Here is an 18,709-nt window from a genome sequence, read left to right as displayed (position 1 = left end):
GCTAAGGTTATTTCTATCATGAAGATAGTCCTGTTGTGCTGGAGAGATACCAACCACCCCGAAGGTGGCGGTAGTGAGCGCTACCTCGAACGGGTGGGAAGCTACCTCGCCGCTCAAGGGCATGAGGTTATCTTCCGGACCGCGGCGTATAAGGGCGCGCCGAGGGCGTCGTGGAACATCAACGGGGTCGACGTGGGACCAGGAGATGACCATCCCACCGCCAGCAGCGCATTCAGGGTGATTCGCGGCGGCGGGAACCTGACCGTCTACCCCCGCGCCCTGGCCTGGTTGCTGTGGCAGCGCCTGCGCGGACGTACCCCCGACGCCGTGGTGGACACCCAAAACGGCGTCCCTTTTTTCGCCAGCGTGATCTCCGGTGCCCCCACGGTGGTGCTGACCCACCATTGCCACAAGGAACAATGGTCGGTGGCGGGGCCGTTTCTGTCCCGGCTGGGTTGGCTCATTGAGTCTACGATCAGCCCGTGGGTGCATCGTGCCAACAAGTGGGTGACGGTCTCCCAGCCGTCGGCGGACGAGTTCATCGGACTGGGGGTGCCCGCCCACAACATGACCATCATTCGCAACGGAGTGGACCCGGCACCTCAGCCGGAGGATCAGGTCTCCCCCGAGGACGTGGACACCGTGCACATCGTCACCCTGTCCCGGCTGGTGCCACACAAGCAGATTGAGCACGCCCTGCTGGCGCTGGCTGGAATTGTGCGGGACTATCCGCAGGTCAGGCTGGATGTTGTGGGCGACGGCTGGTGGATGGACAAGCTGCGGGACTACGCCGAGGAGCTGAACATCGAACAGTACGTGGTGTTCCACGGGCACGTGTCCGAAGACCAGAAGCACCGCATTTTGAACCGTGCGTCCTTGCACGTCATGCCGTCCAGGAAGGAAGGCTGGGGGCTTGCGGTCATTGAGGCGGGTCAGCACGGCGTGCCGACCGTGGGATACAAGGCGTCTGCCGGGCTGAAGGATTCCGTGATCGATGGCGAGACCGGCGTGCTGGTCGAGAACGAAGGCGACTTTATCACCACCATCGAAAAACTGATCGAGAACCCGGACTGGCGCCGCAGGCTGGGCGACGCCGCCCGACGGCGCGCGGAGTCCTTCAGCTGGGACGCGACCGGGCGGGCGTGGGAGCGGCTGCTGCGGTCGCTCAAGGGTTAAGACTGACGGCGCGAGTGTGCTGTCAGCTGTGGGCACGCCGTCAGCTGTGGGTACACCGTCGAGTGCGGAGCTGGTCAGGAGAGCTGAGCGCCATACTCGAACCATTCCTGCATGTGATCGGCGGTGACCTCCGGCGGGCCAATCGGTGCCGGGTGGAAGTCGATAATGCCGTGCGCGAGGATATCCCGGTCGTGTTGGGAGGCGCTTTGGCACAACCATAGGATTATTTCGCTCTTTCGAGATTTTATCCTGGGGAAATGCTCAAGAATTGCGACAAAGTCCTATGGTTGTGCCAGCGTGCTTACTGCCGGCAGGGCTGGCAATGTCCCGGCCGGTGCAGTCGGGATGTCTCAGCCGCTGCGCGCCACTTAGGGCTCGGAAATTACCGTTTTCCGGACAGACATTTTGTCGTTTAACCCTAGGTTTGTCCATCGCCGCGTTAGCTGCGGTGGTGGCGAACATATACTTCCCTACGCTCGCCCTGGTTCTCCTCGCGGTGGCCTTCCTTATCAGCAGGTTGAGTAATGCACTGGAGAAAAAGCAGCAAAAGCGCAGCGAGAACTGCCTATTTCCTGCGCACCCACCGCAATGCGAAATGCTGAATGCGCAACCCCAATCCCAGCACCGTCGCACTCCAAAACATGATGAGACCCACCGGGGCTGGCAACGTACTAGGATGAGGGCGCTCGCTCTCAGGCGCATCGCCCGCATGAGATGCGGCCGCATGGGCGGCGCCCGACGCGCCCGACGCAACTGAGCCGCTCGAACCGGCCGAACCAGCCGAACCACTCGACACAGCCGGCCCCACGCCCGCCGCCCCCGCATGGGACACCCTGAACAGCAGATACCCATCCGCGGCCAGAATGAGCGGATACCCCGCCTCAAACATCGTCTCCTTCGCCGCAGACACCGCCTCCCGGCCCGCATCTGACGCGGTATCAAGCAGCACCCACGACACATCCGCATCCGCCAGGCGCTTGTGCACGTCATCCCCGCCGTCAATGACCGCCTTCAGCAGCCCCATTACCTCCGGCTGGCCGTCCACCAGGCGACCGTCCACGATCAGGAACCCGGGATCCAGCGGCTCGCCGCTCAGTAGCTTCATCGCCGGACTGATCGACGGATACTCTCCGCGCTGATGATAATTCCCCGGCGGGAACATCAGAATCTTCCCCGGAGGCGCCGCATCTACCGCCGTCATAATCCTGTCCCACACGGGCGAGATGGGCTGGGTGCTCAGCGGGGCGATGTCACGCGGGAAGCAGGGCACGCTGATCACCGTTGCCATCATGATTATTAATGACGACGCCCAAGCGCGCCCCACCGACGCCTCACCGAACTTACCCACGAACACGCCGATCAGCAGCACATAGCCGGGAATAGCCAAGCACACGAACTTCTGGGTATCCCGCAGGAGACCCGCCCCCGGCACCGTGGAGACCAGCCACCCCATGAACTCCAGCCCCCAGGGGGTTGCGAACGCCGCGGGAAGGAGGATGGCGACCACCGTCATCACGGCCACTGGCCGGTACACCCGCCAGAGCTCTCTCATGCCCAGCAGTAGAACCAGCACCAACACGAGGCCCACAATGGTGGGGAGAAGTGTGCGGGAGGGAGCTTCGGCGTCGGCATTCCAGATTCCACCCAGGGACAGTAAGGCGCCCAACGTGCCTATACCCTCCTCCGCGCGGGCGGCAAAAAGTTCTGCGGACCGGGGGCTGGACAGGCTACCGGAGGCGCCATGTGGGTTGAGCAGAATCGCCAGGATCCACGGGGAGGACATGAACGCGCCCGTGATGAGCGTGATTCCGCGGTCGCGGATGCCGCGGGCGAAAGTGAGGGATGTGATCACCGCGAGCAGCGCGCCGGTGGGCACCAGCGCCGAGCCTGCGAAGCCCAGCAGCCACGAACCCCAGCGGCGATCCGCGATGGAATAGGCGAGGACCGGCATCAGAAACGCCGCCGTGGCAATGGTCCACTGGCCTTGGAGGAAGCGCTCGATGGTGAAGGGGTTCCAGATCACGAACAGGCTGGCGGCCATCTGCGGCGCCAAGCCCCCGCCCGCCATGTTCCGGACCATGAGGGTGGCATGCCAGCAGCCGGTGAACGCGCAGAGTAGAACCAGGAAACTGGCCAGGGCCACGCCCGGAATCTCGGGGGTGATGATGCCGAAGATCGTGTCCTGCGGGAGGTTGCGCGGGGCACCCATCGCGGTGCCGCGAGCCGAGGAGTTCAGCGCCATGTCTTGCGCGATGAACATGTCCCGCAGCATGAACACGTGATGAGGGTTGGTGGTGTACAGACCCTTCCAGAACGGCCATAGGGTCAGCCCCGTGACAAGAAAGAACCACCCAGCCAGGAGGAAGCTGTTCCTCCGCTGGGTGGTTCTACTTGTTTGGGTGCTCACAGAAATAGTGTAACTGGTGAAGGCGGCAAAAGCGTCTCAAGTGAAGCACTTTGTCCTGGAGTTTTACCAAACTGTTAGGTGTGGTGGGTTAGACCTCGCGCTCATACTCTGCCTGCTTGCGGGAACCGCGAGCCAGCACGAAGCCAACGATCAGCAGGATCAGGCCGACTGGAATCAGGATGAATGGGACGGTCTTGCCCATGGTCTCCATCTTCGTGAAGCCGTCCTCGGCCTTCTTCATCTGGCCCTGCTTGGACTCGTCGTTCCACTTACCTGGGTAGTACATTGCGGTGCGGGTTGGGTTCTCCAACTCCTTCTGGCGGTTCTCCGGCTGAGCGATCTGGTCCGCTTCCTCCTGGTTGCGGGCGTAGTACTGCCAGATCTCCTCGTTACCGTTGACGATCACGCCGGTGCGTGGCTCCACCCAGATGGTGCGGTTGACGGTGTAGAAGCGGGACAGCTCGATCTCTGGGTTGTCCTCCGGCTTGGGGGCCTCCTCGGACTCTTCACCCTCAGGCTTGTTGGCCTCGTCGCCCTCAGGCTTGTCAGCTTCCTGGGCCTTCTTCTCCTCGGCCTTGGCCTCGGCAGCCTTTGCCTTGTCCTCCTCGGTAGGCTGGATGCCCCACACGTCCGCTGCGAACTTCAGACGGTACGGAGCCAGGGTAGCCTCGTCAGCCTTGTCCAGCTCGCCATCGGCTTCCAGAGCCTCACGGATGTGAGGGTACAGCTCGGTGGGGTTCACGGTCTGCTCGAAGCGGTACACCTTCACACCGTCCTGCTCCTCTTCGCCCACGAAGTCAATGTCCTTGGTGGTGAAGCTGGTGATGTCGAAGTACGGGTAGGACTTCTTATCGGTACCCATTGGCCACTGGTATTGGATACCGTTACGGGCGAACGGTGCGGTGGACGCGGTCTTTTCCTTGCCCTTTCCAGAAGACAGTGGCGGGGTGATGTTCACGGTAGACACAGGATCCGGAACCGGCATCTGGGTCTTGCGATCCAGGGTCACGCGGTCCACGGTTGCGGACAGCAGGTTGTCTGGCTCCTGCTTGTCGTTGCGGTACAGGGTCTGGCCCAGTTCCATGGTCACTTGCTTCTTATCGGATGGCTCCTGAGCCACCGTGAAGCGCTGGGACTGCATGTCCAAGCCCTTCCAGATGAAGCAGCTGACCCTCTTGACCTCGCCAGAGCACTCTGGCAGCTTGTCCTTGCCATCCACAGGCTTGCCTGCGGCCAGTGCCTTGGAGTCCAGGAGGTTACCCGGCGTGGGAGCGGTACCCGTGGTGGAGACCAGGTTCAGTGGCAAAACCTTGCCTTTCGGCACGATGTACGTTGGCAGTGCGATGCCGAGGACCAGCAGGGCGGCACCAACAGCCGCTAGAACGGCGGAGAAAATTCTCTTCATAGGAGGGAAGTTCCTGACTCTTGTGTGTAGTTATTCTTAAGAATGCTTCAAAGGTAAGCGGCGACCGTAGTGAACGGGCTGTGAGAGCATCGCCCGGGGAGAATCACGTGGGAGTCACTCTCCGGCGCTCGTCCGGTGCTCTTACGACCTCAACTCATAGTCTTCACTCGCATTGATCATACTTTAGCCATACAAAGTAAGGCCTTGGGGCGGTTTTCGCAAAATCCGCCAAATTTTTTGAAAATTTTTCGCTACGATAACGCTCATCACTATGAACACAGCACCCTCTCACCCCGAAACCAACCCGGCGGCATCATCGGTTGCACAATCATCGACGCAATCGGCAGAGCCATCGGCGGCGCAACCGACGACACCCAGCCGCACGCCGTTCCTGCCCGCGCTGGAGGGGCTGCGAGCCATTGCCTGCTGCGGCATCATCATCACCCACGTGGCTTTCCAAACCGGTGCCGACCACGGCTCCCTCATTAACCGCATGATGGCCCGCACAGATTTCTTTGTGCCGGTGTTCTTCGCCTTGAGCGGATTCTTGCTGTGGCGCCGCCACCACGCAGATTTTTCCCTCCCCACGAACTCCCGCCACGCGTGGATGTGGGCCGGGTACTACGTCAAGCGCGTGGGGCGCATCATGCCCGCCTGCCTGGCGATGGTGGTGATCGTGCTGTTGCTGTTCCCCGTGGCCGAAAACCCGGGCTGGAAGCAGGTGCTGGCGAACCTCACGCTCACACAGATCTACGTGTCCGGAGGTCTGGTCGGCGGTCTGACCCATCTGTGGAGTCTGTGTGTCGAGATGGCCTTCTATCTGGTACTGCCTGTGGTGGCGCTGCTGTACGGCCGGCGATCCCCGCGCCAGCGCATTGCCATCATCCTGCTGGTGGGGCTCATCAGCTTCGGCTGGGCCTTCATCCCCGCGTTCACTGAGCCCCCAGGGCCAGGGGAGCTGAACCCCCACGTGATGCCCCCGGCGTTCACCGCCTGGTTCGGGGTGGGAATGCTGGGAGCGGAGCTGGAAAAGCTGAAAGCGCACGGGGGTCTGGGTCGGATCACGCCCGCGCTGCCGGTCATCTTCGGACGCTTCAGGGCCGTGTGGTGGCTGGTGGCCCTGGGCGCGCTGGCCGTGGCGGCCAGCGACGGGCCGGAAGGACTCACCCATGCGGGGCCCGGCGAGTTCGCCCGCCGCACGCTCTACGGGCTGGTGTTCGCCGCAGCACTCCTGCTGCCGTACGTGCTGGAACCGCGGTCGCGTTTTTTGGAATCCAGCGTGATGCAGGCACTGGGCCGCTGGTCCTACTCCATCTTCTTGTGGCACATGAGCCTGCTGTCTCTGGTGTTCCCCCTGTTGGGCATCGGGCTGTTCAGCGGCCACACCGCGCTGGTGCTTGTGGCAACGTTCGTGCTGACGGTTCCCGTGGCTGCACTGAGCTTCTCCCTGGTGGAGGAGCCGGCGCGCCGGGCTATCAATGAGTGGTGGCGTTCGCTCAAGTGACGCTGCCTCACCTGCGTGTGCGCAGCCGCGCACGCAGGTAGGCGGCATAGGGCACCGCCAGCGCCACCAGCAGCGCGCCGGAGACGAACCAGGAATCGCCGGCGTAGCTGGCGGATCCCCACGGGCCGCGCGCCGCCCCGATCACGGCAACGGCGGACGCCACACCGAACACGGCAGGCGCAACCTTGGCCTTCGCGTTCGTGGTCGCTGCTGTATCGCCGGCCGCCGCAGTCTCCGCTGCATGATCACCGTCGTCGACGCCCGCGGCTGCGCCGCCGTCGTTCAGCGCGCTCGCACCCGTGCGCCCGCCGGTCCGCGTCCTCCACAGCACCAGCAGCCACACCGCCACCAGCACCACGGCGCCCGCAAAACCGGCCATCAGCCAGGCGTGATAGGTGGACGTGGGTGTGAAGCTCACACTGATCGGGCCACTCACGCCTGCGGGGATGATCCAGCCCTGCTGCCACCCGTTGACCACCAGGGGCTTCAGGCGGATCTCCCCACCGGAACCTTCAGAACCGGAGCCGTTACCGTGTGCCACCGCCTCACGACCAGGGTTCGCCTGCGACGGCAACCACAGCACCCGCTCCGCGCCCGCGGCCTCGCCGCCCGGCAGGTCGAGCTGCACCGAGCCGGCCTCCCCAGTACTGAGCGCATCCGTAGCGATCGTGGCAGCGCCCGGCGCCTCGCTCACCGCCGCCGCGTACAGCGGCTCCGCGACCGTGAGCGCCACCCACGTGGCCGGGGAGGACAGCGTGTGCGTCCCCGGTGTGAGGGTGAACGTGTCTCCACAGATGTAGGTCTTCGGCGCGGCGCCCGCGCTGGTCACCGTCACGCCCGCGACCGTCCGCGCCCGGTCCGCGCTCAGCCGCCCCTCGGCCTGATCCGCGCAGCGATCCGTATGCACCACCACCGGGACCTCCCGATCCACCGTGAACTGTCGCGTCATGACTCCCTCGTTGAGCTCCTGCCCAACGATCCACCGATTCACCGTCCCTGCCGTACTCGACGCCGCCGGCACCGCGACCACACGGTGTGGCGTGATGTCCTCATCGTCGTTGGAACGGACGGTGGCTTCTGCAATGCCGAAGCTGCCGAAGGAACTGAGGATCGTCACACGGATCCGGTCGGCCTCGGCGGCCGGAACCTCCACGTCCACGGGGTCCTTTGAGTTCACCAGCGTGGTGGTGGATGCGACCACCCGCTCGCCCAGGTACGTGGTGACCTGCAGCTTCGCACCGCGCCCCTGGCCCGTGAGGCTGAGGCCCAAGCGGGAGTAGGGCTTGTTCAGGCTGAACTCCAGCCACTGACCACTGGAGACCCCGGGTGCGGGATACCAGGCGGTGCGGGGCTGGCCATCCACCGCTGCTGACACAGCAGCGGTGGTGTCCGCCCCGCCAAAACTGGAGGGCTCATCGCCCGCAGAGCTGGCGCGCACATGACCGCCGGTCTCCTGGACTTGGGTGAAAGCATCCTCTGGGAGTGCTCCGTCACCCTGCTCTTCCTGGAGCCATTCGGGGCTGCGCACAGGGTAGTCCCGCACTGGGTTCAACAGCTTCGTGGCATCGTCGGCAGCTCGGATGGCGGAGTCTGCGTTGTTTACATTTCCATAGTTGTGGTCGCGCAGCGCAGGGGTGTCCGTCACCGTCTCAGGAGAGGCTTCGGGGTTGAAGATACGCGGCCGCGGCGCGGCGTCGGCGCGGCGGCCCAGGGCGGCGTCGGCCTCGGATAGCCTGGTCGCAGCCTCGGGTGCGGCCGCCACGTTCTCCATCTTCTCCCGCGGCGACCAGCGCGGCAGACCAGCTGCCGCCACCTGCTCAGGCGAGCCCGTGGCGAAGATACGGATTTGCCGATCATCGCCGAACTCCGCCACCGGACGGAAACCGCCACTGCGCTCCAGCGTGCGCAGGATCTGCGCCGAACCCGGCGTATCCGCAGCCGCCGTGAGGTCACCACGGACCAGCAGATAGCCCACCCCTTGAGAGCGCAATGTCGCAGCCAACGTGGGGATCGAACGCCCAGAGCTTAGGGCCTCGTTGATCCCATCCAGCCCGCGAATCGCCTCCGGCTGCACCAACGGCACCGAATCTCGCACCGCCCACGGAACATCCAGCAGAGGCTGCGCCGGCTCATCGCGCGTATTTCCCCACGTCTGGCGGCCAAAACGAGCCTCGGGAAGAATCAACGTCCGCGGAGCCACCGTCGCGGGCTGCGTCACCTCACCGTGCAGGAAATCCGCAGCCTCCTGCCAATAGCCCGGCACCGCCCGGTACGCATCCGCCGCCGCCAGACGCAACGACCACGCCGGCGCCGTCACCACAGCCAGCAGGAGGCACACCGCCACGCCCTGCACCACAGAGCGGTTCTTCTCCGGGTGCTTCACCTTCTGAGCATCCCAGCGGAACACCACCGACCGCAGCGCATACGCCACACCCACCACCACAGGCAGGCGCACCAGCGGATCGAACTTATGCAGATTGCGCAGCGCCGCCCCGGAGGCATCCAGGAAACTCCGGAACTCGGACGACCAGGGGCTCAGCGGACTATACGCACTGATCATCACCGCGCAGCCCAGCAGCAACACCACCAAAAGCCGCCCCGTGAATGCTACGCGCGCCCGCGCCATCCCGCGCAGACCCCACAGGCCAATCAAGGCCACCAGGAGAGTGCCGACGATGAACACCGGCTCCGCCACCAGCGCCGAGCCGGCGATGCGCTCGTTACTTAAGAACGGAGTCCAGCTGGTGGTCCCGCGCAGAACCTCCAACGGGTTCAACCACCGCGTGGTCAGCGAGGCCGACTCAATGAAATCGGTAAACGCCGGGGAATAGCGGCCCAGAATCAACAGGGGGCCCACCCACCAGAACACCGCCAACACCCCAGCGGGGATCCAGGTGGCGAGGAAGACGAAGGCTGGGCGTCGGGAAAAATCGGAGGAACGGCGGGAACGGGCGAAGGAACGCGGGCGGGACAGCAACCACGCAGCACAGAACACCACCGCAGGCAGAACCGCAACGGCCGTGGCCACCGCATTGACCGCACCCATCGCCAACACCGCCACAGCGCTGGACAACGCCATGCGCACACTCGTGGCCCGCGAGTTAGCAATCGTGGCACACACCACCGGAATCAACACCCACGGGGCCAGGGCCATCACCCACGCCTCGGAGGAAATCGCCCCCACCGTGGTCAGGATGCGAGGGGACAGGGCGTACAAAACACCCGCGATGATCCGGGACGTGGTGGACGTGCGGAAACCAGCGCGACCCCACACCTCAAGGAGGCGGATCACCCCGGCAAACGCCACGAACAGAAGAAGCGCCCACCACAGGCGCTGGGCCACCCACCCCGGAACACCCACGCTGGAGAGCACAGCAAAAAACAGGCCATGCGGGAACAGGTAGCCGTAGGCCTGATTCTGCAGCTGGCCCAGCGGAAACACATCCGTCCACGGGCTCAGCGCCTGATGGAGAAAGCCCCAGGGGTTTGCCGTGAGATCATGCTTCGTATCGGCACTCGTCAGCCCGGGGGACTGTAAAAAGGCAAGGAGGAGCCACGCGATAGCGCTGATGCACCACGCGCGGCGTGTCACAGTATGCAGTGAAGTGAGGGACTAGTTAGTCCGAGCACCGTACTGAACGGAGCCCAGGAACGCGGAGTCCTGGGACACGGCAATGTCATTCTCGCTAGGAAGGGAGGTAGAATCCGCCTGGGAGCCTGCGACGAGCACCGCAGCGCCTCCCAAAATCACGCCAGCAACAGCGCCTGCGATTGCGGTTCCGGTGGAGCTCTTGGAAGCCATGTATGTAGTCCTGTTCCTCTAGGTACACTCGGCAGGCCTCGGGGATGAGGCCTGCGTCAGTCAGTGAAGTTGTCTTTGCAGACTCTAATACAACATTGTGACGGATGTGGCCGTTTTGCGCAAGAAAATTCTTGCGCGTTGCTGACGGGGCGCGTGGCCGCGCGTTCGGCCACGCGCGTGGGCGGCGGTTAGCCGCTCGCTATTCGTCCTCGTCCGCAGGTGGGACGATCAATACCGGGCGGCCCGAGTTCTTCACAATCGCATCCGCCACCGAAGACTGAAGCAGGGACTTCCAGCCAGTCAACGCGCGCGTGCCCATCACAATCAGATCCACATTCAGCTCATCCGCTGAATCCACAATCGCGGACCAAATGGCGCTGCCGGACTCCACCAAGAACGGCTCCACTGCGAAACCGGCCTGGCGAGCCAGCGTCACACCCTCATCGCAGATGCTGGTGGCCTCCTTAAACGCCGGATCCTCTTCTACAGCTTCGGTGGTGGACAGATCCGCCTGCATCAGGCCACCCACACCCGCCGCGCGTGCGGCCTGGCGATGAATCGGCTCCCACACCGTCAAGATGTAGGCATTCTTTGCAGACAGGAACCGGCCCGCGTGGTCGATGGCGCGACGGGACTGATCGCTGCCATCAAAGGCGATCAGGACAGTGTCTGCATCCGGATTAAAATGTGTTGGTGTTTCCTGCTTGTTGCTCATGTCTATTACGTTAGTAGTATGCGCCCACGTTTTGCTGTTGTTTTATCGACTGTGTTAGCTAGTTCCGCACTTGTGCTGTCGAGCTGCTCCTCCTCCGATGATGATGTCGCCACATCCCGAGATGGAAACGCCAATGCATCGAACACCGCTGCCGCGACTCCGTATCCTCCTGCAGACCCTGGCACCATCGAAGATGTCGCCAACCGCGCCGCCGGAAAAATGATCGCCACCCCCATCACGGACTGGGACTCCGCAGTCGCTGCGGTGGACGCCGGTGTGCGCCACCTCTTCGTCGGCACCGGCTCGGACTTCTCCATCCTCAACGGCCAGGGCTCCCCAGAGAAGTCCATCGCTGCGCTGCAGGAACGCGCCGGCGAACCGCTGACCGTCTCCGTGGATGAGGAAGGCGGAATCGTCCAACGCCTGGCCGACATCGTCGGCGAACTTCCCAGCGCACAAGAGATGGCAGAAAAGCACTCCGCCGACGAGGTGCGCAACATGATGCGCACCCACGGCGAAAAGATCAAAAAGCTCGGCATCACCGTAGACTTCGCCCCCGTGGTAGACCTCGCCAGCGGAGCTTCCGCAGAAGAAAACGCCATCGGCTCCCGCTCCTTCAGCGCAGACCCCGCCGTGGTGGTAGAGTACGCCCGCGCCTACGCCGAAGGCCTCCAGCAAGCCGGCATCACCCCGGTCATCAAGCACTTCCCAGGCCACGGCCACGCCACCGGCGACTCCCACAAGGGCAGCGTCACCGTTCCACCCCTGCCGCAGCTCGAACAGCAGGACCTCGTCCCCTTCGCCCAACTCGTGAGCATCCCGGGTGTGCAGGTGATGGTCGGCCATATGCTCGTCCCGGAGCTCGGCACCCCAGAAGAGCAGCAGCTGCCGGCCTCCATCAACCCGGCGGTCTACCACTTGCTGCGCACCGGCGGTTACTCCGCGGCAGCCGGAAACCCCGCGCCCGGCTTCGGCGGCCTCATCATCACGGACGACTTGTCCGGTATGGCGGCCGTGGCAGACAGCTACTCCCCCGAAGAATCCACCGTAGCTGCACTGGTTGCTGGAGCCGATCAGGCGCTGGCGGCGTCGGGGGAAGTCAACGTGGCGCAGGTGGTGGATGCGGTGCGCGCGGCGATTATCGACGGTCGGATTAGCCGCGAGCACGCCCAAGCGGCCATCGACCGCTCCGCCGAACAGGCCCCCAATAACTCCGGCGATAACCCCGCGCGCTAGGCCCGAGCGCGCCCGTTCGCGGCGAAGGTTCCACCGAAACATGCTGCGGACGGTACACTTTTCTGTGTGAAAAACCAACACCCCGTGAAACCTCGTCATAGGCGCCGTCAGAAGCAACGCCGCATTCCGCTGTGGATTTGGGGCCTGCTGCTGCTCACCGGCCTGGGCGGGGTGGTCTACGGAGTGGATTACGCCATGAGCGAGGGGCAGCTGCCCCGCGGCGTGACCGTCGGTGGTGTGGAGATCGGCGGAATGAGCCCTAACCAGGCAGAACAGCGCCTGCGCAACGAGCTCGGCGAGAGCGTGCGCAAGCCCGTCACCATCGAAGCCGGCACGCTCACCAGCGTGATCGAACCCACCCAATCCGGGCTGCAGGTCAACTGGCCCGGCACGGTGGACCAGGCCGGGCAGCAGCCACTGAACCCGATCACGCGCCTGACGAGCTTCTGGAAGAAGCGGGAGGTGGGCATTGTTTCTTCTTTCAACGACGCCAACCTGGACCGAAGCATCTTACGCGTGGAACGTGAACTCGACCGCCCCGCTGAAAATGCTGCGCTAGCGGTGAACGACCGAGGCAAGGCGGACATTAAGAACGACATCCCTGGCCAGCATGTGGACCGGGCGGTGTTGCGTGAAGGCATCGAGCGCCAGTGGCTCAACAAGACGCGCACCGTGAAGGTGGACGCGGACGTTATTAATGCGGCCATCCGCGTGGACGCGGCCAAGGCTCTGGCGAAGGACATCGTGGAGCCGGCGACCTCCGGGCCGCTGACGTTCAAGGGACGGGACAACGTCACCGGTGAGATTCGTCCCGAGGATATGGGCAAGATCCTCACGTTCCCCGAAGAGGGAGACACCTTGAAGGTGGACTGGAACATGGACGCGGCGAAGGACATCCTTCAGCCGCAGCTGGCCTCCACCGAGGTGGAGTTCCGTAACGCGAACTTCCGGATTTCCGGCAATGATGTGACGGTGATTCCGCACTCCGATGGAGTGTCCATCAAGTGGGATCAGACTTTGGAGGATTTCCAGGGCAAGGCACTGAACAAGAAAGAGCGCGAGCACGAGGTCTTCTACGAGGACAAGAAGGCAACCTACACCACGGAGCAGGCGAAGAACGCGCGCTTCGACGACGTGATGGGCGAGTTCACCACCGGCGGCTTCAGTAGCGCTAGCGGAGTGAATATTCGACGCGTGGCGGAGATGGTCGACGGAGCCATCGTCCTGCCCGGCGAGACCTTCAGCCTGAACGGGCACACGGGCCCACGTGGAGAGGCTCAGGGCTTCGTGAAGTCCGGCATCATCCTCAACGGCAAGGCCGACGAGGCCGTGGGCGGCGGCATCTCTCAGTTCGCCACCACCCTGTACAACGCCTCCTACTTCGCCGGCATGGACGATGTAGCCCACAAGCCGCACAGCTACTACATCTCCCGCTATCCCGAGGGACGCGAGGCGACCGTGTACGAAGGTACGATTGACCTGAAGTTCAAGAACCCGTTCAACACGCCGGCACGCATTGTCGCTACGACCACCAGCAACTCCGTGACCGTGAAGCTGATGGGTGTGAAGCACGTGAACGTGGAGTCCATCACCGGCCCACGGACCAACCCCACCCAGCCGCAGGTCCGCCAGGGTAGTGGTGACAAGTGCATCCCATCCTCCGGCGCCCCAGGGTTTACCGTGACGGATACGCGCGTGGTGAAGGATCTGTCCGGCAAGGAACTGCGCAGGAATACCACCACCACGAAGTACGACCCGAACCCGATCGTGCGCTGCGGTGGCGGCGGGGGCCGGGGCGACGCCGGCGCTAGTGCCGGAGGGGGTGCTACCGGTGGAGGTACTGGTGGTGCTCGGGATGATGCTCCCGCGCCGGGCGGCGCTGGCGGCGGGGCGCTTGCGGTGCCGGATTTGAGGGATCTGGGGCTGTAGGGCTCGTCCCGGGGCGTGGAGATAAGCGACAGGCCGGGCGCTCCTAGGGAGGAGCGCCCGGCCTGTGGGCTTTAGCGGGCTGTGAGCTGGTGGCTCATGCGCGCTGCACGCTTAGCGAGGAACAAAAACGTTCAGCACGGAAGCGACGGCAGCGATGAAAGCGCTGGCAGCGCCGAAGCGGAAGAGCTCAGCCCAACGAGGGGTGTGCTCAGGCTCGGAGGAACCGAAGAACTCGTAGCCGGTGATCTCCTGGTCAGCCTCCAGCTGGTGGCCAATCTTGGTGAAGAGGCCTCCGAAGTAGGTTGGGTCGCCTGGGCGGGCGCCACCCTTGGTCTTCTTCTCGGTCTGCTTCTCAGCAGTCTTAGGGGCCTGTGGAGCCTGGTCATTCTGGTCTGCAGCTGGCTGCTGTGCCTCACCAAGCTGGGATGCAGCTGGCTGGTTGGCGGCTGCCTCGTCGGCAGCAGCGAAGGAGGTGCCAGCGCATGCCATGGTGGCAGCGGTGGCTACAGCAACGGTTGCAGTGCGAAGCTTCTTCATAGTGGGGAGCCTTTCAGGGGGAAAGATGCTGGGGAGCGGAGGGGGTAGGGAGAACCGTGGGGCTTAGCGCCAGACGACGTCTGGAACCTTCACGATCACGTCACGCCACACGATGTCGAAACCGGAAGCGGCTGGGCCCTGAGCCTGTGGCAAGGTTGGGATAGCCAGACCCTCCAGCTTGATCTCCTTGAAGTTCACCTGTGGCAGCTGAACGGAAGGAAGGGTGATGGTCTCAGGGAACTTGATCTCCGGCAGGTTCACCTCAGGCAGGTTGATCTGCTGAGCCTGAACCTGGCTTGCCAGAGTTGCAGCGGACAGAACAACCAGGCTAGCGATAGCGGAGCCGAAGACCAGCTGTGCCCACACTGGGATGTCCTCGCGGTCCTCAGCGTCCTTGCCGGTCAGGTCGAAGCCGAAGCGGTGGTCGCCGGAGCCCCAGTTACCGGTGGAGAATCCGAACAGGGACTGGCCCTTTACTGGCTTATCCAGCTCCAGGGAGCCCAGTGGGTCGAAGGAGTCCTTCTTCGGTGCTGGCGTCTTGTCGCCAGGCTTCTGCTCGGCGTCAGCCTTCTCGTTGTCCTTGTCACCCTTTTCGGGGGTGTTATTGTCGGAAGCCTTGTCCTCAGACTCCGTGTTGTCAGCCTCCTTCGAGTCTGCCTTCTCCTCGGAACCCTTGTCCTCGGAGGGGTTGTTTTCGGCGTTCTCGTCGGTCTTGTCGGTGGTGGTGTCGTTGGCAGCTGGTGCGGTCTGCTCGGTGGTGGATGGGGTGCTCTCGGTGTCCTGGGTGTCGGCTACGGCGACGGCGGAACCGGCAAAAGCAATGGAAGACGCAGTGGTTACAGCGAGTGCAATCGTGCGGAACGTGCGCATTGTGAATACCTTTCAGTATTTCAGGTCGAAAAGACATGTCAGAAGATTGGAGAGGCGAGGGAACCACCCACCCGAAGCTATCTTTAGCCTAACGAATGGTAAGTATGCCCTAACGCCAAGTGAGTGTACACTAAGTTATGAAAGTATTTCTACTTAGGTTTCTCGGTTAACGGAGGCGGTACAGATCAATTTGTTTCCCTACGCTATTAAGTAACTGATGCGGAAATGATTTGTCCCACAACACTATTAATAGTGCCCCTGTATGACCGGTGGGTTTTGCGGAGATTAATTCTAAGTTAACGGGCAAGCAGGGGGTTGTAATCTGCAACGGGTTTCATGTAAACATACATCTAAGCTACTGATTGAACGGAGAATGTTGACTTAGGAAACGATAATTAATGCCCTGCGAGAACGTAGATTGTGCAGCTTAGTACTAAGTAAAGCGATGTGCGAACGGCATAATTATCCTCCTAAGCAAAAATATCCTACAGAACGCAATCGTTGTGTCGCTGAACTGAAGAAAATCCACGAGGCTTGAGGAGAAATAATGTCACGGCCGAAGGTGATGACGGTGTACGGAACTCGTCCTGAGGCAATCAAAGTCGCTCCGCTCATTAAGGAGCTGGAGCGGGACGAGAGGTTCGAGTCCATTGCTGTTTCCACTGGTCAGCACAAGGAAATGCTCGAACAGGTCAACACCATGTTTGGCATTACGCCCACGGTGGACCTGCAACTCATGAAGCAGGGGCAGGGCCTCAATGAACTGGTGTCCCGCGCTATTGCCGGGCTTGATTCGGTCATTGATGAATACAATCCAGACGTTATCGTTTCTCAAGGCGATACTTCCACTGCCGCCGCTGCCGCTATCGCTGGTTTCCACCGCGACGTGAAAATTGTTCACCTGGAAGCGGGCCTGCGCACCGGCGATATTCTGTCCCCATTCCCTGAAGAAGCCAACCGTAAAATTATCGGTCAGGTAGCGTCCCTGCACCTCGCCCCAACTGCCGGTGCCAAAGAGAACCTGTGCATTGAAAACATCGATTCCCGTGGCATAGTGGTCACCGGAAATACGGTCATCGACGCACTTTTGGAAGCAGCAAGCTGGAACACTCGTTTTGAGGATCCGGCATTGGCGGAGGCGGCGTCGGGGAATCGGCGAATGGTCGTGGTGACCACGCACCGGCGCGAAAACCTGGACGCAATGAAGGAAATCGGCGGCGCGGTACAGGACCTGGCGATCATTTACCCCGACGTTCAATTCGTCCTGCCGCTGCACCTCAACCCGCTGGTGCGCTCCGCGGTGCTGCCGGAGGTGGAGTCCCTCGGCAACGTGGTCATCACCGATCCGCTGCCGTATGACCAGTTCACGAAGCTGCTGAACCGCGCCGACGTGATCCTGACGGACTCCGGCGGGGTTCAGGAGGAGGCGCCGTCCCTGGGCAAGCCCGTGCTCGTGATGCGCAACAACACCGAACGTCCCGAAGCCGTGGACGCCGGCACGGTCAAGCTGGTGGGCACGGACCGCAAGCTGATCGTCGCCGAATCCCGTCTGCTGCTGGATGACGATGATGCCTACGACGCCATGGCCAATGCGGTGAATCCGTATGGTGATGGGTTCGGCGCCTCACGTGCTGTCGCGGCGATCGCGGAGCTTCTGGGCGTGGGCGAGCGGCTGGCGGACTTCAGCGTGAAGAACGAGTCCCGGGTGCTGCTCTAACACCCCCCCGGGGCGCGGCCGGGCGCTCGCGTCCCGCGAGTGGCATACATAACAAGATAGAACAGTCTTAAAAATACCGTTTTACCTGCACAAAAGGAATAACAATGCAACAATTTGAGTCAGTATGTGTGGTTGGGCTCGGATACATCGGCCTTCCCACTGCAGCGTTCATCGCCTCGAAAAACATCAAAGTGACGGGCGTGGACGTCAACCCCACCTTCGTGGAATCCATTAATCGGGGCGAGGTTCCTTTCGTGGAGCCGGGCTTTGATGAGCTGCTGGAGAAGGTCGTGTCCGAGGGCTATTTGGTGGCCCAGTCCGAGCAGATTGAGGCGGACGCCTACATTGTCTGCGTGCCTACGCCTTTTAAGGACAATCACGAGGTTGATCCGAAGTACATCAATTCCGCGGCGGAAGCTATGGCGCCCCACCTGAAGCCGGGTGCGCTGGTGGTGCTGGAATCCACCTCCCCTCCAGGAACCACCCGTGCCATGGCGGACACTCTGCTGAATTTGCGCCCCGATCTGTCCCTGGATGAGGGCGCGGACAATGCCATTTTCGTGGCGCACTGCCCGGAGCGCGTTCTACCTGGACAAATCATGGAGGAGATGGAGAATAACGACCGCGTTATTGGCGGACTCACTCCTCGAGCCACGCAGATGGCCTGCGACCTCTACGGCACCTTCTGTACCGCCGAATTGCTGCGGACAGACGCAACCACTGCGGAAATGGCGAAGCTAACGGAAAACTCCTTCCGCGACATCAACATTGCGTTCGCCAATGAGCTGTCCTTGATTAGCGATCGCCTGGGAATTGATGTGTGGGAGCTGATCGAGTTGGCGAACCATCACCCTCGAGTGAACATTTTGCAACCAGGGCCGGGCGTCGGAGGACATTGCATTGCGGTGGACCCATGGTTCATTGTGTCTTCGGTGCCGGAGGAGGCAAAGCTCATTCGCTTGGCCCGTGAAGTCAATGATGCCAAGCCGGAGTGGGTATTGGGCAAGGTCAATAAGGCGCTGGAATCCCTGGAAAAGCCAGTCGTTGCGGCGCTGGGAATTGCGTTTAAGAACGATATTGATGACCTTCGCGAGTCGCCGTCCTTGGATATTGTGCGCACGCTCGCCGAGGACAATCCGGGTTACGACCTGCGCGTGGTTGAGCCAAATATCGACGCCCTGCCTCACTCCTTGGCAGCATTCGACAATGTTCAACTGCAATCCGTGGAGGACGCAGTTGCAGCCGCGGATGTGGTGTTGTTGCTGGTGAACCACAAGGAGTTTATTGAGCTGGACCGCTCCACCTTGGACGGCAAGACGGTGATCGACACGAAGGGAATCTGGCGTAAATAGCGCGCTTGTGCCCCTTGTTCGCGGTGCGCTGTGCCGCCTTGTTGAGGAGAAGAAGCCCT

Annotated in this window: 14 protein-coding genes; 6 read left to right on the top strand and 8 right to left on the bottom strand. The window is 62.4% G+C overall.

Going from position 1 to position 18,709, the window contains the following annotated elements:
- The first annotated feature begins 18 nt into the window (after positions 1-18).
- Entirely contained in the window at positions 19-1,176 is a 1,158-nt protein-coding gene (locus GC425_RS08705; protein ID WP_151844734.1) for a glycosyltransferase family 4 protein, read from the top strand.
- Between the two features lie 74 nt (positions 1,177-1,250).
- Here the strand turns inward: GC425_RS08705 and GC425_RS08700 are convergent, their stop codons facing one another.
- From GC425_RS08700 to GC425_RS08690, 3 genes are all read right to left on the bottom strand, one after another.
- Entirely contained in the window at positions 1,251-1,391 is a 141-nt protein-coding gene (locus GC425_RS08700) for a hypothetical protein (RefSeq protein ID WP_192930429.1), read from the bottom strand.
- Positions 1,392-1,741: 350 nt separating this feature from the next.
- Positions 1,742-3,583, bottom strand: a complete 1,842-nt coding sequence (locus GC425_RS08695) for a hypothetical protein (protein WP_151844733.1) — start codon at positions 3,581-3,583, stop codon at positions 1,742-1,744.
- Positions 3,584-3,671: 88 nt separating this feature from the next.
- The gene (locus tag GC425_RS08690) at positions 3,672-4,988 is read right to left on the bottom strand and encodes a DUF3068 domain-containing protein (protein ID WP_151844732.1); all 1,317 of its coding nucleotides are present in this window, start codon (positions 4,986-4,988) and stop codon (positions 3,672-3,674) included.
- 271 nt (positions 4,989-5,259) lie between these two features.
- Here GC425_RS08690 and GC425_RS08685 point away from each other — a divergent pair, with 271 nt between their 5' ends.
- Complete coding sequence (locus GC425_RS08685; RefSeq protein ID WP_151844731.1) at positions 5,260-6,492, top strand: acyltransferase; 1,233 nt, start codon at positions 5,260-5,262, stop codon at positions 6,490-6,492.
- Between the two features lie 7 nt (positions 6,493-6,499).
- Here the strand turns inward: GC425_RS08685 and GC425_RS08680 are convergent, their stop codons facing one another.
- The 3 genes from GC425_RS08680 to GC425_RS08670 form a co-directional block, all read right to left on the bottom strand.
- Complete coding sequence (locus GC425_RS08680; protein WP_151844730.1) at positions 6,500-10,084, bottom strand: alpha-(1->3)-arabinofuranosyltransferase family protein; 3,585 nt, start codon at positions 10,082-10,084, stop codon at positions 6,500-6,502.
- Between the two features lie 21 nt (positions 10,085-10,105).
- Positions 10,106-10,294, bottom strand: coding sequence for a DUF2613 domain-containing protein (locus GC425_RS08675; protein WP_151844729.1), 189 nt, complete (start codon positions 10,292-10,294; stop codon positions 10,106-10,108).
- A gap of 199 nt (positions 10,295-10,493) precedes the next feature.
- Complete coding sequence (locus tag GC425_RS08670; RefSeq protein ID WP_151844728.1) at positions 10,494-11,009, bottom strand: universal stress protein; 516 nt, start codon at positions 11,007-11,009, stop codon at positions 10,494-10,496.
- An 18-nt stretch (positions 11,010-11,027) separates the two neighbouring features.
- Here GC425_RS08670 and GC425_RS08665 point away from each other — a divergent pair, with 18 nt between their 5' ends.
- Together GC425_RS08665 and GC425_RS08660 are read left to right on the top strand one after the other, a co-directional pair.
- A complete protein-coding gene (locus GC425_RS08665) occupies positions 11,028-12,245 on the top strand; it encodes a glycoside hydrolase family 3 N-terminal domain-containing protein (protein ID WP_151844727.1) in 1,218 nt (405 codons plus the stop codon).
- Between the two features lie 195 nt (positions 12,246-12,440).
- Positions 12,441-14,174, top strand: a complete 1,734-nt coding sequence (locus GC425_RS08660; RefSeq protein WP_231699795.1) for a VanW family protein — start codon at positions 12,441-12,443, stop codon at positions 14,172-14,174.
- A gap of 111 nt (positions 14,175-14,285) precedes the next feature.
- Here GC425_RS08660 and GC425_RS08655 read toward each other — a convergent pair whose 3' ends face one another.
- Entirely contained in the window at positions 14,286-14,711 is a 426-nt protein-coding gene (locus GC425_RS08655; RefSeq protein WP_151844725.1) for a hypothetical protein, read from the bottom strand.
- Positions 14,712-14,774: 63 nt separating this feature from the next.
- Positions 14,775-15,581, bottom strand: coding sequence for a hypothetical protein (locus tag GC425_RS08650; protein ID WP_192930428.1), 807 nt, complete (start codon positions 15,579-15,581; stop codon positions 14,775-14,777).
- 547 nt (positions 15,582-16,128) lie between these two features.
- Between GC425_RS08650 and wecB the strand changes: the two genes are divergently transcribed.
- On the top strand, positions 16,129-17,298 hold the full coding sequence (gene wecB / locus GC425_RS08645; RefSeq protein WP_151844723.1) for a non-hydrolyzing UDP-N-acetylglucosamine 2-epimerase: 1,170 nt from the start codon (positions 16,129-16,131) through the stop codon (positions 17,296-17,298).
- A 104-nt stretch (positions 17,299-17,402) separates the two neighbouring features.
- Positions 17,403-18,650: a UDP-N-acetyl-D-mannosamine dehydrogenase gene (wecC, locus tag GC425_RS08640; protein ID WP_151844722.1), complete on the top strand. Its 1,248-nt coding sequence runs from the start codon at positions 17,403-17,405 to the stop codon at positions 18,648-18,650.
- Positions 18,651-18,709: the final 59 nt, after the last annotated feature.

The sequence above is a fragment of the Corynebacterium sp. zg254 genome (assembly GCF_024701495.1).
Lineage (GTDB): Bacteria > Actinomycetota > Actinomycetes > Mycobacteriales > Mycobacteriaceae > Corynebacterium > Corynebacterium zhongnanshanii.
This window is presented reverse-complemented; position numbering and strand designations above follow the sequence as displayed.